This window comes from Enorma phocaeensis (genome assembly GCF_900186505.1).
Lineage (GTDB): Bacteria > Actinomycetota > Coriobacteriia > Coriobacteriales > Coriobacteriaceae > Enorma > Enorma phocaeensis.
The window spans coordinates 379,981-394,077 of sequence record NZ_LT891968.1 but is presented as its reverse complement, the minus strand read 5'-3'; the positions used below and the strand labels follow the sequence as shown (position 1 = coordinate 394,077).

The 14,097-nt window shown below is 63.5% G+C and carries 15 protein-coding genes; 8 read left to right on the top strand and 7 right to left on the bottom strand.

Features of this window, described 5'->3' with window-relative positions; translation table 11 throughout:
• Nucleotides 1-73: 73 nt before the first annotated feature.
• Nucleotides 74-1,672, top strand: a complete 1,599-nt coding sequence (locus tag C1717_RS02180; protein ID WP_102371607.1) for an ABC transporter substrate-binding protein — start codon at nt 74-76, stop codon at nt 1,670-1,672.
• Between the two features lie 103 nt (nt 1,673-1,775).
• On the top strand, nt 1,776-3,029 hold the full coding sequence (locus C1717_RS02175) for an ATP-binding protein (protein ID WP_102371606.1): 1,254 nt from the start codon (nt 1,776-1,778) through the stop codon (nt 3,027-3,029).
• A 5-nt stretch (nt 3,030-3,034) separates the two neighbouring features.
• On the opposite strand, the gene C1717_RS02170 is transcribed toward C1717_RS02175, so the two are convergent.
• The 4 genes from C1717_RS02170 to C1717_RS02155 all read right to left on the bottom strand — a co-directional run bounded on the left by C1717_RS02170 (nt 3,035) and on the right by C1717_RS02155 (nt 7,076).
• Nucleotides 3,035-3,961 carry a sensor histidine kinase gene (locus tag C1717_RS02170; protein ID WP_102371605.1) on the bottom strand — a complete coding sequence of 309 codons (927 nt, stop codon included), beginning with the start codon at nt 3,959-3,961 and terminating at the stop codon, nt 3,035-3,037.
• A gap of 189 nt (nt 3,962-4,150) precedes the next feature.
• The gene (locus C1717_RS02165) at nt 4,151-5,026 is read right to left on the bottom strand and encodes a hypothetical protein (RefSeq protein WP_102371604.1); all 876 of its coding nucleotides are present in this window, start codon (nt 5,024-5,026) and stop codon (nt 4,151-4,153) included.
• A gap of 84 nt (nt 5,027-5,110) precedes the next feature.
• A complete protein-coding gene (locus C1717_RS02160; protein ID WP_102371603.1) occupies nt 5,111-6,112 on the bottom strand; it encodes an ABC transporter ATP-binding protein in 1,002 nt (333 codons plus the stop codon).
• Between the two features lie 238 nt (nt 6,113-6,350).
• On the bottom strand, nt 6,351-7,076 hold the full coding sequence (locus tag C1717_RS02155; RefSeq protein ID WP_102371602.1) for a response regulator transcription factor: 726 nt from the start codon (nt 7,074-7,076) through the stop codon (nt 6,351-6,353).
• Nucleotides 7,077-7,205: 129 nt separating this feature from the next.
• Between C1717_RS02155 and C1717_RS02150 the strand changes: the two genes are divergently transcribed.
• The 6 genes from C1717_RS02150 to C1717_RS02125 all read left to right on the top strand — a co-directional run bounded on the left by C1717_RS02150 (nt 7,206) and on the right by C1717_RS02125 (nt 11,091).
• Complete coding sequence (locus C1717_RS02150; protein WP_102371601.1) at nt 7,206-7,940, top strand: zinc ribbon domain-containing protein; 735 nt, start codon at nt 7,206-7,208, stop codon at nt 7,938-7,940.
• A 139-nt stretch (nt 7,941-8,079) separates the two neighbouring features.
• Nucleotides 8,080-8,358: a hypothetical protein gene (locus tag C1717_RS02145; protein WP_102371600.1), complete on the top strand. Its 279-nt coding sequence runs from the start codon at nt 8,080-8,082 to the stop codon at nt 8,356-8,358.
• Nucleotides 8,351-9,025 (top strand): amino acid ABC transporter permease, encoded by a 675-nt coding sequence (locus C1717_RS02140; protein WP_102371599.1) that lies wholly within the window; start codon nt 8,351-8,353, stop codon nt 9,023-9,025. The genes C1717_RS02145 and C1717_RS02140 overlap by 8 nt, the downstream gene beginning before the upstream one ends.
• A 2-nt stretch (nt 9,026-9,027) precedes the next feature.
• Nucleotides 9,028-9,834: an amino acid ABC transporter ATP-binding protein gene (locus C1717_RS02135; RefSeq protein ID WP_102371598.1), complete on the top strand. Its 807-nt coding sequence runs from the start codon at nt 9,028-9,030 to the stop codon at nt 9,832-9,834.
• Nucleotides 9,835-9,993: 159 nt separating this feature from the next.
• Entirely contained in the window at nt 9,994-10,818 is an 825-nt protein-coding gene (locus C1717_RS02130; protein WP_219722250.1) for a transporter substrate-binding domain-containing protein, read from the top strand.
• Nucleotides 10,819-10,866: 48 nt separating this feature from the next.
• Nucleotides 10,867-11,091 (top strand): aldo-keto reductase family protein, encoded by a 225-nt coding sequence (locus tag C1717_RS02125; RefSeq protein ID WP_102371597.1) that lies wholly within the window; start codon nt 10,867-10,869, stop codon nt 11,089-11,091.
• A gap of 174 nt (nt 11,092-11,265) precedes the next feature.
• Here the strand turns inward: C1717_RS02125 and C1717_RS02120 are convergent, their stop codons facing one another.
• From C1717_RS02120 to C1717_RS02105, 3 genes are all read right to left on the bottom strand, one after another.
• The gene (locus tag C1717_RS02120; protein WP_102371596.1) at nt 11,266-11,568 is read right to left on the bottom strand and encodes a hypothetical protein; all 303 of its coding nucleotides are present in this window, start codon (nt 11,566-11,568) and stop codon (nt 11,266-11,268) included.
• 627 nt (nt 11,569-12,195) lie between these two features.
• Nucleotides 12,196-13,068, bottom strand: coding sequence for a LysR family transcriptional regulator (locus C1717_RS02110; protein WP_102371594.1), 873 nt, complete (start codon nt 13,066-13,068; stop codon nt 12,196-12,198).
• Between the two features lie 13 nt (nt 13,069-13,081).
• Entirely contained in the window at nt 13,082-13,945 is an 864-nt protein-coding gene (locus C1717_RS02105) for a putative RNA methyltransferase (protein ID WP_180965802.1), read from the bottom strand.
• Between the last annotated feature and the right edge of the window lie 152 nt (nt 13,946-14,097).

Sequence of the window (14,097 nt, the reverse complement as noted above, 5' to 3'; positions counted from 1 at the left end):
GAACACTTTGGGGTAGACGAATCCATACTGCTTATTGGTGAGGGTGCCTATGTGCCCGGACGAGAGGAACACTATGAATTCACAGCTAATGTGCGGGCGTCGCGGCTTTTTGGCTATGGGCGCCACGGGCGCGCTCGGCGTTGCAGGGCTTGCGGGTTGCGGTAGCCAGCGCGCGAGCGAAGCCGGCTCCGCCGCGATGACCTCGCTCACCTACGGCGTCCGCACCGAGTCGCTCGGCCTCGACCCGGCGCTCGCGAGCTCCGACCCCGGCACGATCATGAGCCAGATGTACGAGGGGCTCCTGAAGTTCAACGCCGACTGCACCGACGTCGAGCCCTGCCTGGCAGAGGACTGGAGCGTTTCCGACGACGGCCTGACCTATACCTTCACCCTGCGCCAGGGCGTCAAGTTCCACGACGGGACCGACTTCAACGCCGACGCGGTGGTGCGTTCCATCGAGCGCCAGCTCGAGCCCAACCGCACCGATGACATGGCGTATGCCTCGTTCGTCTTTGGGTCCGAGAGCACCGGTACGGGTGTCGCCTCTGTCGAGAAGACGGGCGACTACGAGGTCGTCCTGCACATGCGCGCCGCCTCGACGCCGTTCAAGATGAACCTCGCCATGCTCTTCGGCGCCCCCATCGTGAGCCCTACCGCCCTCGATGAGTACGACAACAACCTGAACGAGCATCCGTGCGGCACGGGTCCCTACAAGTTCATCTCGTGGTCCAAGGGCGAGAACGTTCAGATGGAGACCTTCGAGGACTACTGGGACAAGGAGCACATGCCTCAGTGCTCGCCTATCGTATACCGCTTCATCCCCGAGCCCTCGAGCCGCGTCACCGCGCTCAGCAACGGCGAGGTCGACATCATCGATGGCGTGGACCCTGCCATGATCGACCAAGTAGAGCAGAACGGCGGCGTGGGCGTTATCGAGGACGCCTCGAGCCTGAACTACATGGCCTTCAACATGGAGAGCGAAATCTTCTCCAACCTCGAGGCGCGCACGGCGTTCTGCCAGGCCATCAACATCGACGAGATGGTCGAGACTCTCTACGGCGAGTACTCCACGGTCGCGCACTCCTGCATGCCCGAGTCGATGGCACCCTATGCGCAGGATCTTGAGCGCCCGGCGTACGACCCGGATGCCGCCCGCGAGACCTTCGCGAACCTGGGCGTGACCAACATCACGATGCTCACCTACACCAACGCTCAGGACTACAACGTCGTGAACGGCCAGAACCTCGCCGAGACGCTCCAGGGCTATCTTGCCGAGGTCGGCGTGGACATGGAGATCGTCGCCTACGATATGGCTACGTACAAGAACCGCCAGCAGACCGATTACTACGACGTCTGCCTGGCAGGCTGGCTCTCCGACAACGGTGACCCGGACAACTTCATGAACCTGCTCGCCACGAGCGCCGGCACGCAGAACATCGCCCACTACTCCAACCCCGAGTACGATGCGCTGATCGTCGAGGGCCTGGGCACGCCCGCTGGCGACGATCGCGACGCGGTCTACCTGCAGTGCGAGGAGATCGTCGCGCGCGACCTGCCGTGGATGGTCATCAGCCACGGCGTCTCGCTCGGCGCCACCTCGGCTGCTGTCGACGGCTACAACGTCAATCCGCTGAGCTTCTACGATGCGGAGTACATCACCAAGACCGCGTAGCATCGCGTTCATGTGAGCGGGCGGGGGCGAAGCGCCCTCGCCCGCTTCTGTCTTCTCCGGGTTATGATGTCGCGCGTCGCGAATCGAGCTTGCTTGGAGGTCGATGGTGTTCAGTCCGTTCCGCGGCGATCAGGGCGACCCCAAACCGCTTTCTGCCGTCACCTTTGCCGACATGGCCCAGCTCGCCAGCTACGATGAGGGCTACCTGCTCGAGTTCAAGCAGGAGTTCTCCGGCAGCGTCAAGGCTAAGCTGCCCAAGATCATCGCCTCGTTCGCTAACTCGCGCGGAGGCTGGCTCGTCATCGGTATCGCGGACGCTGACCGGAGCGTGCGTCCCGTCCCGCGGCTCAGCGCGGACTACGGCCAGATCATCGGCGAGCTTTGCCGCCGGCATATCTCCCCGGCGCCGCCGTTCGATGTCCGCTTCATCCCCGATCCAGCCGATCCCGAGCAGGGCGTGGTGGTCGTCCGGGTGGAGGAAGGCACCTTCCCGCCCTACGTGGCCGATGGCATCGTCGAGGTTCGCGAAGGCTCTACGTCCGGTCCGGCGACAGGGTCCGTGCTCGTGGAGCTCTACGACAAGGCTACGCGCTCGTGGCAGCGCATATCGGAGTTCTGCCGGCGCACGGTGTACTACATCGATTCCGTGCCTTTGTTCGACCTGTACTTCTACCGCCTGGGGGCTGGCGGGCAGGAACTGCCCGATCGCGTGGTGCAGAACGCGCGGGCGCAAATCATGGCGGAGTGCTTCGCTGCGCAGGGGCTCGATTGCCACGTGCAGCATGCGCACGACTCGCTCATCTTTCGCGCTTCAATCGCGTTCGACGGCATGGTCCCGCATTCTGCCATAGAGCTTTTTCCCGATGAATCGATCAAGCTTACGGTGCCGGCGGTGGTCCTCGCAGGCCAAGAGCGAGCCGTTGCGCTCGAGCGCTTGCACGACCTGTGCGGCATCGATGCAGGCGCCTCGTTCAACGTGGTATCTGCCCCGGATACCCTGCGACGCGTGACGCGCCTGGCGGGGGTGCTCGACCGTTACGTGCGCCGTCGCGACGTGCCCTGGCAGCGCTATGCGACCGCCTACGAATTGGAAAACATGGCTGGCGTGCTGTTGTGGTCGGCGGATGAGGTGTACGTGCGCTATGCGCGCAGCCATGGCCCGCTCTTTTGCGGTACGACCGATTGCCGCAGCCGTGTGCGGTATCTGGATGACGGCGAGCACGGCTCGTTCAGGGCGCGGCAATTCGCAGGAAGCCACTTTTTCGAGGCGTGCGGTCTGCCCTTGGGATCGCCCGACCCCGAGGACAACGAGCTGGTGGATGCGCTGCTCAGGACGGAGCGCGGCGCCAAGCGCTAACGGGCCTAGGATCGCCCGCCGTGGGATGCCTGCTCCGGCACGCGCGGGAGCACGAGGTCGATTGCGAGGACATCCCCTGCAAGATGGGCCTCGATGGTCGCTCCCATGGCCTCTGCCAGGTTCTTACACACGGCGAGGCCCAAGCCGCTGCCCGCTGTGCCGCGTGCGCTGTCCGCTTGGTAGAACCGATCGAAGAGGCGGTCGGTATCAAGCGCCTCGGGCTTGGCGACGGGGTTCTCGACCGTGATGCGCACCCGGTCGGCGCTTTCAGGTGAAATCCGCACCTTGGGTGCCGCTGAGCCGTAACGCAGGGTATTTACGAGCAGATTCCCCATGATGCGATCGAGGGCGCCTGCATCCGCCCAGGCAGCGAGTGCGTTATCGGCGCATTCGAGATGCGGCTCCCAACCGTGCTCCTCAAAGGCAGGGTACTGGGCAAGAAGCGCACGCTCGGCAAGGGGGAGCAGGGTGACGGCGTCATGCTCCAGGGAAAGGTCCGGATCGGCGGAGTGCGTGTAGGCGAACAACGCGTCGAGCAGGCTGGTCGTGGAGTCTATGCGACCGATCGCGGCTCCGAGCTGATGGTTCCGAGCTTCGGGGTCGGCCTCTTCTGCGGCGAGCTGCAGGTACCCGCGAGCCCCGGCGAGCGGCGTGCGGATATCGTGCGAGAGAGCGGCGAGGTCGCGCTGGAAGCCCTCGCGTTCCCGCAGGGCATCCACGCGTTCGAGCGTGGAGCGGTCGAGCGCGTTGTTCACGGCGTCGATGAGGGCGGCGATTCCCGGGGCATGGGCGCATACGGTGACCCGTGCGTTGCTATGCAGGTCGTGCCCGCGCAGGAACGCCGCGATGCGTCCGAGCTCGGTCGCATAGGTGGCGGTGGCGATAAGTACGCCGAGAAATACACCTACAACGAGTAGGAATGCGGCTAGCATCTGGGGTCCTTTCGAGAAACGCGGACGGCTGCGGGCATCCCCGCAGCCGTATCATCTCATGTGAGCGGATATCGCGGTGCGGTCGTGTCGCACAGCGGGTTGGGTCGCTCGATGCGAGCAGGCAGCGCGACAGGGCCGGGTGTTCCGATGTGGCCGGGCAGCGCGACAGGGCCGGGTGTTGCGACGAAGTTAGACCTCGCGGTTCTTCGAGGCGGCGAGCGTCACGACCATCGCCAGCGCGATCCAGATCACGGGCGCGGCGATGGCTTGCGTCACCGCGCCGCCGGGGAGCATGGCGGCGAAGTCACCCAGTCCGGATCCTGCCAGAGCCGACGCTCCCGGGGTGACGAACTCCACGATGAGCGTGGACGGCATCCAATAGGTGAGCTCACCGATCACGTTGGCAATACCCTGCGCGATGCCCCCAAGGACTGGTGTGCCGAATGCGGAGATCAGGCTCGCGACGAGGGTTAGACCCTGCGGAATGACCGCCGACCCCAAGCAGAAGGCCATGACGTAGCTCAACACCGGCACACGCGTGATGAGGGCGACCATCGCGGCGAGCGAAGCGAGCGCCCAGGTGTTCAGCCAGAGGGCGAGCACCCATACCAAGAACCCAAGCACGTCATCCGATCCGGTGAAGGTGCCGCCGACCGCGCCGCACAACGCAAGCGAAAGGATGGCGAGCACAGCCGCTGACAGCGCTGCCATGATGCCGGCGACCACGATTTTCTCGGCGAAGTACGAAAGGCGTCCCACACGCACTGAGACGAGGGTGCGCACGAAGCCCTCTTTGAAATCGGCGAGAACATGCTCGACGACGATGAAGCACGCGAAGAGCGGCGCGAGGTCGGTAATGATGGCTCCGAGCATGGCGCTCGGGCTAGCATAGTTGGACATCAGGAGGAGGCCGGATGCGGAGAAGTCCCCGTTGGCGATAAACCAGAAAGTGATGTAGACCAGGACGAATATGGCCGTGCAGGCGCTGGTATACTGCCAGAACGCTCCGCGCAAACCGCGGGGGCGCGTGATGCGGTACAGGTCGGATTTGAGAAGGTTCAGCATGGGGTTACCTGCCTTTCCCGGTGGGAACGAGTAGATAGAAGAGGGCGCCGATGATGGCGAGGTCGAGAAGCGTGAAGGCCATGGCTATCTTCCCCTTGTCGCTGCGCCATCCGCGCCGCCCATGAGCTCGACGAAGTATTCCTCGATATCGCGTTCGAGCACGGTCAGCTCGAGGATGGTTTGGCCTGCCTCTGCGAGCGCGCGCGAGACCGTTTCCGGTGCGGGGGCGCCTGTGGTAGAGGCGTCGCTTGCCGCCCCGCCGAACGCCGCCCGCGCAGGCCGGGACCCGTTGCCTCCGGTGATAACGATGCCGCCGTCCGGCTCGACCCTGAACGTCATCCCTGCCAGCCGCTCTTCTAGGACGGCAAGGCTGCGCGTGGGGTCGGTCGTCTTCACGCGTACCGAGCTGCCGCATGCAGCGTGCAGGTCGTCCTCGGTGAACTCGCGGACCATGCGGCCCGCGCTGATCACACCGAAGCGGTTTGCCATGCGGTTGAGCTGGTCGAGGACATGGCTCGAGATGACGATGGTCACGCCGCGCTCGTGGTTGAGCTGGACGAGTGCCTGGCGCAGCGCACGGGTTTCTTCGGGATCGATGCCGTTGAACGGCTCGTCGAGGAGCAAAAGGTCGGGCGATCCCACGAGCGCCAAGGCGACGCCGAGCCGCTGCTTCATGCCGAGCGAGAGCTTCTTGGTCTTGCGCGTGCTTGCGGGATCGAGCCCAACGAGTTTAAGGAGGTCGGTGCATTGGGCTGCGGCGTGGGCAACGCCAATGGACAGGGCCTTCATCATGAGGTTCTCGCGGGCGGAGAAGTTGGGCAGGATGCCCGGCTGCTCGATAAGGGTGCCGATCCGCGAGAAGGCGCTTGAGAGCCCGCCACGCGGCATCTCGCTGCCAAAGATCTTGACCGTGCCGCTCGTGGGGGTCGAGAGCCCGCTTACGATCTTCATGGTGGTGGACTTGCCGGCGCCGTTCTTGCCTACGAAGCCGTAGATATCTCCTTGCACGACGTGCATGTCCAAATGGTCGACGGCGCGCGTGCCTCCGTAAACCTTGGAGAGGTCGTGCAGCTCGATGACGTTCATGTCGCTCCAATCGCTTTGGTGCTTCCTGTTGGCTACCAGTATGGCGAGCGATTCTTTAGCAGGCCTTCAGCAAGGATAAAGAAAGGTTAAAGAAGCCCGAAAAGGGTTAAGAAGCCCGGCGTTGCAAGACCCACGTTCGCGCTGGGCAGCGATGCTCTGGGCAGGGCATCTTCTCCAGAGTGGCTCTCGCGGCTCGCGGCGTCGTGCTGTCAAGCAAGGCGATGCCTGATGGCGGGATCTATGGCTCGATAAGCTTAAAACCCATGCCCCATACGGTTTTGAGGTAGGTGTCCGTGCCGCTTGGCCGCAGCTTGGCGCGGATGTTCGAGATATGCACGTTCAGAGTGTTGTCATCGGCGGCATAGGGTTCTCCCCATGCGCCCTCGAAGAGCTCCTGCTTGCTGAACACACGGCTGGGATGACGCATGAGCAGCTCGAGGATCGCGAGCTCGATGCGCGTGAGTTCGATTGAGGCTCCTGCTACGTGGAAGGTCTTCGACGAGGGATCGAGCTCCCAAGCGCCAAATCGCAAAGCGCCGGTTCGTCCCTCTGCCGCAGCGCGATGGCGGTGCCTGAGCTGTACCGCGATGCGCGCAACGAGCTCATCGAGATCGAAAGGCTTCGTAAGGTAGTCGTCGGCCCCGATGCCGAGCAGGTCGATCTTGTCAGCGGGGGCTGTGCGGGCGGAGGTCACGATGATGGGGATCTGCGCATCGACCGCCCGTATGGCGCCCACCAGCTCATCTCCGGACATGCCGGGGAGCATGAGGTCGCAGATAACGACGTCGAAAGGGAGCGGGCAGCTGGCTTCTGCGCCCTCCGTGCGGGGAAGGTTGAGCAGGAGCTGTGCCTCGCTTCCAGAAAATGCTTGCGTGCAGGTGTAGCCCATCTGCGTAAGCCGGGTCGTCACAATCTGATTGATGTCGGCGTCATCCTCGATGATAAGGATGCGGATGTTCGGCATGGCCCCACCTTTCGTCGGTCGTCCACAGTATAGCCGTGCTCCCGCCTCGCACGGTCGTATACTGTCAAAGAGCGCGCCGTTCGATTGCGCGCTGGATGCCCGTTCAGGTTCGGGGGAGAAAGGTTGCTTATGTTCTGTTCCCAGTGTGGTTCGCAGATTCCCGATTCCGTTGCGTTCTGCCCCGCGTGCGGCGCCGCTACGGGCAATGCTTCAGCGGTCGGAGCCGCCTCGCAGACCGGATCGGCATCTGGCGCCCCAGCGCCGCAGCCCATTCCGGCTCCCGGTGCCCCGGCTCCCCAGCCCTTTGCGCCCGCGGGGTCGCAGCCCATGCCCGGCATCCCCGGCCCGCAGCCTGCGCCCGGTGCATGGAATCAGCAGCCTGCCCCGTCGTGGAACGCCGCGAACCAGGTCCCCTATCCCGGAGCGTTGGGCATGAACTGGTACAAGTTCATCATTTGGTTTCAGCTGTTCGCAAGCGCCCTGCTTGCTCTCGGCAATGCGATTCGCCTGTTCACTGGCATGAACTACGATGGCAGCGCCCGTGCGGTCTATCTGATGTTTGGCGGCTTGCAGGCTCTCGACATCGTCACGGGGCTGTTCATGCTCGTGCTCGCTGCTGCGGCGGTCTTCATCCGGTTCGAGCTGTCGGGCTTCAAGCGCGATGCGCCGCTGCACTACCTCATCTACCTTGGGGTGAGCCTTGCCGCCAACTTGGCGTACACGCTGCTGTTCGCGATGATAGTCGGAGCAGGGTTATCTGACTTGATCGATGCCCCGGCTGTCGGTAACGCTATAGGGCTGATCGGGTTGATCGTGCTCAGCAAGATCTATTTCGATAAGCGCAAAGCCATGTTCTGCAACTAGCGACCGCAACGCGTCCGCTGCGTGGGGACCGATTGTGCCGCTCCTCTATCATGTATCAAATGCATGGTAAGCTATACGATATAGGTCTTTTACATACTTGATCGCACTCCGTATCATCGAGACCGAAGGGAGCGATGATATGGGCGAGCTATCAGAAGATGTCGAGCGCTGCCTGTGCGATTGCGCCTGCGATGCCAGCACCACTGCCCGTGCGACCAGTGCTTGCGTCGAGGGGCGCATGCGCGAGGCCAAGCGCGTCCTCATAGACCAACGCCGCCAGCTGCTTGACGACGTCCATAAGAAGCAACGCGGCATCGACGCCATCGACCATGTGCTATGTCGCATGGATGCGGAGCGGACGGTGTGCTGCGAGGCATCGGGAGATCCGAGCGCGGCGGGCGGTGAGGGCCGTGAGTGACCGCGTGCTCGGCATCATGGCCGATTCCTTCACCTCCATCCTCATCCCCGGGCTCACCGCCACCGTTCCGCTCGCGGTGATCTCGTTCTCCATCGCGCTCGTCATCGCGACGGCGACGGCGCTCGTGCAGTACGCGCGCATCCCGGTTCTCACGCAGATCGCGCGCTTCTACATCTGGATCGTGCGCGGCACGCCGCTTCTGGTCCAGCTCTACGTGGTGTTCTACGGCCTGCCCGACTTGGGCATCATGCTCGACCCGTTCCCAGCCGCCATCATTGTGTTCTCGCTCAATACCGGCGCCTATTCTGCCGAGACCATACGCGGCGCCATCGAGAGCGTGCCGGTGGGCCAACTCGAGGCGGGCTATTGCGTGGGCCTTACCTATGGCCAGGTCATGCGTCGCATCGTGCTGCCGCAGGCGCTCCGCACGGCGTTCCCGCCGCTTTCCAACGAGCTCATCGCGCTTGTGAAGGATACGTCGCTCGCGGCGAACATCACGGTGCTCGAGATGTTCATGGCAACGCAGCGCGTAGTGTCGCGCACGTGGGAATCTATGCCGCTCTACCTGGAAGTCGCAGCGATTTACCTGCTGTTCTCCACGGTACTTACCTGGCTCCAGCATGTGGGCGAGCGGTACCTGGCCTCGCGCGGAATGGAGAGGGGGTAGCAATGGCGGAGAGCATCGGTTGCGCAACGTCTGGCGTCGTTGCCCAAGCCTCGCCCGCTGCGCCGGAGGTCCTCGCCCTCAAGGGCGTGCGCAAGGCCTTCGACGGTACCGAGGTGCTCCATGGCATCGACCTGACCGTTCGCGCGGGAGAGGTGGTTGCCATCCTCGGGCCTTCGGGCTCGGGCAAGACCACACTCCTGCGCTGCGCGAACCTGCTTGAGCGGGCGGATGGCGGCGAGCTTTGCTTGGACGGCGAGGTCTTCGACCTCGTGCATATGAAGGCGCGCGATATCACGGCGATTCGCCGCAAGACCGCCTTCGTGTTCCAAGGCTATAACCTCTTCCGCAACCGGACCGTTCTGGGCAACGTCACCGAGGGTCTCACGGTGGCGCGCAAGATGCCTCCCGATGAGGCTGAGCGCCGCGCCCGCATCTGCCTCGAGCAGGTGGGGATGGCCGATCGCTGCGACGCCTACCCGGCACAGCTCTCCGGCGGGCAGCAGCAGCGCGTGGCCATCGCCCGCGCCATGGCGACCGATCCGGAGATCGTCTACTTCGACGAGCCCACCAGCGCGCTCGACCCCGAGCTGACCTCCGAGGTGCTTGCTGCCATGCGCAAGCTCGCCGAGCAGGGCATGACCATGCTCGTGGTCACGCACGAGATGTCGTTCGCAAGAAACGTCGCCGACCGCATCGTCTTCATGGAGGGCGGGGCAATCGTCGCCGAGGGACCCGCTCGGGAATTTTTCGAGTGCCCTGCGAACGATCGCGTCCGGGCGTTTCTGCAGACGGTCGACGGCGACGCCTAAGGCGCGCGATCGCCTCGGGGCTCGTTCCCAGGCGCGTGGCGATCCGCTCGACGGCAGTTCATGCGGCACCACGGCAAAGCGGTATCCCAAGCGGTATCGATATCGGGCGGGGTGGGGCCCAGCGCATCTCAACCATGAATGTCATGAAAGGATTCAACCATGCTCACCAACATCAACAGGCGCACGTTCATCGCCGGCTTCACCGCGCTGGCAGGTCTCGGCCTCACGGCATGCGGGTCTGATGCGGCTTCCGGTTCCGGCGAGGCAGTGGGCGATTTGCTCGCGCAGATCCGTGACCGCGGCGAGATGATCTTCGCTACCGAGGGGACCTGGTCGCCGTGGACCTTCCATAACGAGGCGGGCGAGCTCACCGGCTTCGATATCGAAGTCGCCCGCGCTATTGCGAGCGAGCTGGGCGTTGAGGCAAGCTTCGCCGAAGGCGAGTGGGACGGTCTGCTCGCGGGCGTTGACTCCGGCCGCTACGACACCATGGCAAACGGTGTGAGCGTGACCGACGAGCGCGAGGAGAAGTACGATTTCACCGAGCCGTACGCATTCAACAACATCGTCGTGATCGTTCGCGGCGACAACGACGAGATCGCCTCGCTCGAGGACCTCGAGGGCAAGACGACGGCGAACACCTTGGCGAGCAGCTACGCCGCGCTCGCCGAGAGCCACGGCGCCACCTGCACGGGCGTGGACGACTTCAATGCCACCATCGAGCTCCTCGATGCCGGCCGCATCGATGCGACCCTGAACGACGAGGTCGTCTTCAACGACTACATGGCCCAGCATCCCGACGCGAACCTCAAGGTGGCCGCCATGGCGCCAGAGCCCACCCACATCGCCTACCCGCTGCGCCGCGAGGAAGCCACCGAGAGCCTTCGCGAGGCGATGAACGAAGCGATCGACGCCTTGCGCGCCGACGGCACGCTCGCCCAAATCTCCAACACCTACTTTGGCATGGACATCACGGCTGCCTAGGGAGAAGTATTGATGTGGGCGACGTAGTTCGCCTGGAAGGAGTTTTCCATGGAATATCGCATATTGCCGCATGGTGGCGACAAGGTAAGTGTGATCGGCCTTGGGACGGGCAGCCTGCATGAGGGCTCTCCCGAGGAGATCGAGCGCACCGTTGAGGCGGCTATCGAGGCGGGTATCAACCACTTCGACTACGTGACCTCAAACGATAAGCCGTTCGAGCCCATGGCCCGCGCCATACGGCGGCATCGCGCGCCGGCTCATTGCTACCGGTGAGATGGATCTGGGGATGTTCAGCTTGAACCCCATGTACGACTATACCGACGAGTCCGAATACGGGCGCGGCGAGGCGTCCGCGCGCATGGCGCAGATCGCGGAGTACTTCGGCGCTTAGGCGCCGGGCCGCCTGCGGCGGGTACGGTCTGATGGGGCAAGGACAAACGCCTTGTTTCAGGATGCACCAAGATAGACCAGCTTAAGCGTTCGCAGGTCATCCTCAAGTTGACGGCGCTTTTCCGGTTTTCTCCAGCATTCATAGTTATGTTGCTTTACGAACGTCCAGAGGTCATGCGCGAATCCGCCTCCTCCTTTGACGTCGGTGAGCACGATGACGTCAAGATCCTTGGTTATGCGAAACGACATGTCAGCGGTATCGAATAGAACACTGCACGCTCCTCCACCTATGAGGACGTACTCGTCCGAGTGGTTTGCCATGGCGTCTCTGAACGTTTCAATCCCGTTTACGATCGGCATAGGTACCCCCTCAACTGCTCTATGGCGTCATGTATTCGCGCGTCGTCTTGATTCAGGTTCATAAGCTCAGCATAGAGCGAGAAGGGATCGGCGCATTTCAGCTTCGTGGCGGCGAGGCTGCGAGACGACGTTGTGTCAAGGGGATAGTCCCATTCCTCGATGATAAGCGGTGCCCGTTCGTTCCAGCCGCCTCTCTCCAAGCACTTCCTAGTTTGGCTTTCAGTTGCACGACGTCGTCCTGCCCCATCATGAGTGTCACTTGAGATGGATCGTGTGCAAGGTCGGAGAAGAACGGCAGGGCGCTTTCTCCGCTCAGTTTTGGCTCGTAAGGTAGCAGCGCATCAAGGGGAACCGTACGAGCGAGTCTTATCGCGGATTTAACTGGTGATCTTAGGTAGGGTTCGAAGATATCCAAGAGCTCATCCTTTGAATATCCTGGGTTGCCTAACATGCGAATACGCCATGACGTCTTCAGCAGCGCGGGGCAGATGGCTTCGATCTCCTTGAGATAGTTCGTTACGCTAGATCTGCTTTTATGCGTGAGATTGGCGAGCTCCGAGGCGGAGCAGCCGTCCCACCTTCCCGCTTTGCGCCCTCCTGTGTTTTTTGGTTCCCCGCCGTCCCGTGCTAGCCCCACAGCGCGCGAATGCGCTGCAGAAACACGCCGGCGGCGGGGGAGAAGGTCTGGTAGCGCTTCCAAGCGATGCGTACGTCCGCCGTGAGCGCGGGCTCGAGTGGCCGGAACGTGAGGCCGCTCGACTCGGAAACATCCACGATGCCCTGTAGGCTCACCACATATCCTATGCCTCGCCGTGCTAGGAGCGCTGCGTTATATAGCAGGTTGTAGGTGGCAACGATATCGAGGTCCTCGAAGTCGCGTTTGAACCATCCGCGCATCTCGCTGCTGGCTTGGCGCGAGAAGATGAGGGGGCGTCCCTCCAGATCGGCTGGGGTGATGCCGTCGCGCTTGCTGAGCGGGTCGTCTGCACGCATGAAGACGCCCCAGACATCTTGGGCGGGCACCTGCAGAACTTCGTAACGGTCTAGGTCCGTATGGCCGATGAACAGGCCAAAGTCGATGCGACCGGTGTCGAGCCGCTCTGCGATGTCTTCGGCGTTGCCGCTCTGCAGGCTAAAGCGCACGAGCGGGTAGGCCTCCTGCATCTCGGCGATCACATCGGCGACGAGCTCCATGGCGGGCGTCTCGCCGCCGCCGATGCGAATCTCGCCGGCAAGGGTCGCGCCCGAGACGCGAAATTCGGCTTCGGTGCGGTCGGCAAGGTCCACGATCTCCTCGGCACGGCCGCGCAGGCGCATGCCCTCGCCGGTGAGCTCGATGCGGCGCTTGCCGCGTATGAAGAGCGTGCAGCCGAGTTCGCGCTCCAGATCTTGCATCTGGCGCGAGAGCGAGGGCTGCGAGATGTGCAGCGCCGCAGCGGCGCCCGAGATGGTGCCCTCGCGAGCGATCATGAGGAAGCGTCTGAGCGTGGATAGCTCCATAGGTGCTCCGATCTTAGGTGAAGCGGCCGAGGAGGATGTCGGCCTCGACGGTGACCTCGCACACGTCCGACCAGTCGATGGCGGCGCGGTCCACATGGAAGAGCAGCGGCGTCATGGCAAGCAACGCGTCGAGCGCCTCGGGGTCGAGCTCCTGCGTGCGGGTCACGCGCCTCGTCGCAAGGAGCTCGCACGACTCCTTGAAGTGCTCTATAACGCGCTCATTGGAGTAGTCGTCGTGGGCCAGCTGGCCGGAAGCGCGCTCACGCAGCTCGTGGAGGTGGTGCTCGGTAGGGATGGCTTTCACCACAAAGCCGCCCGGCGCGAGCACGCGGCGGAACTCGCCGTAGTGCGCGGGCGAGAAGATGTCGAGCACGCAGTCTATGGTGTGGTCGCGTACGGGGATGGCGGCAAGGTCTGCCACGAACCAGATGATGCCGTCATCGGCATCCGTCCCGGCAGCGAGCTGCACGGAGTCCTTGGAGATGTCGAAGGCGGCCACCTGGGCGGCGGTCTTATGGGCAACCGCGCGGGCGAAGTAGCCCTCGCCGCAACCAGCGTCGAGCACGCGCGGCGGTTTGTCGTTCTCGGCGGTCTTGTCTTCTGCCAGATCGGCCACGATGCGGCAAACCTCCTGGGCGATGTCGTCATAGATGCCGCTTGAGAAGACTTGGCGCCGTTTTTCGAAGGAGGCGCGGTCGTAGCCCTGGCTGCGGTGGGCGCCCGCGAGGAGATTCACATAGCCTTGGCGCGCGATGTCGAAGCTATGGCCTGCGGCGCAGCGCAGCGCCGTGTCTTCGAGGAGGAGCGGCTCTCCGCATACGGGGCAGGAAAGGAGACCTGCGCCCTGCGTGAAGCGCATGAGTTTCCGTTGGTCCATATGATCGCTCCCCTCGACGTTCCCCTGCATCTTACCGCAGGATGGCGCGGCGCGCCTGCACCCGCGTCGTTCGTGCGGCGGGTTGCCCGCCAGTCCTCTGGGGAATAAGAGCCCATACGGCAACGGCTCTGCGCGGCACCATGCCCGCAGCA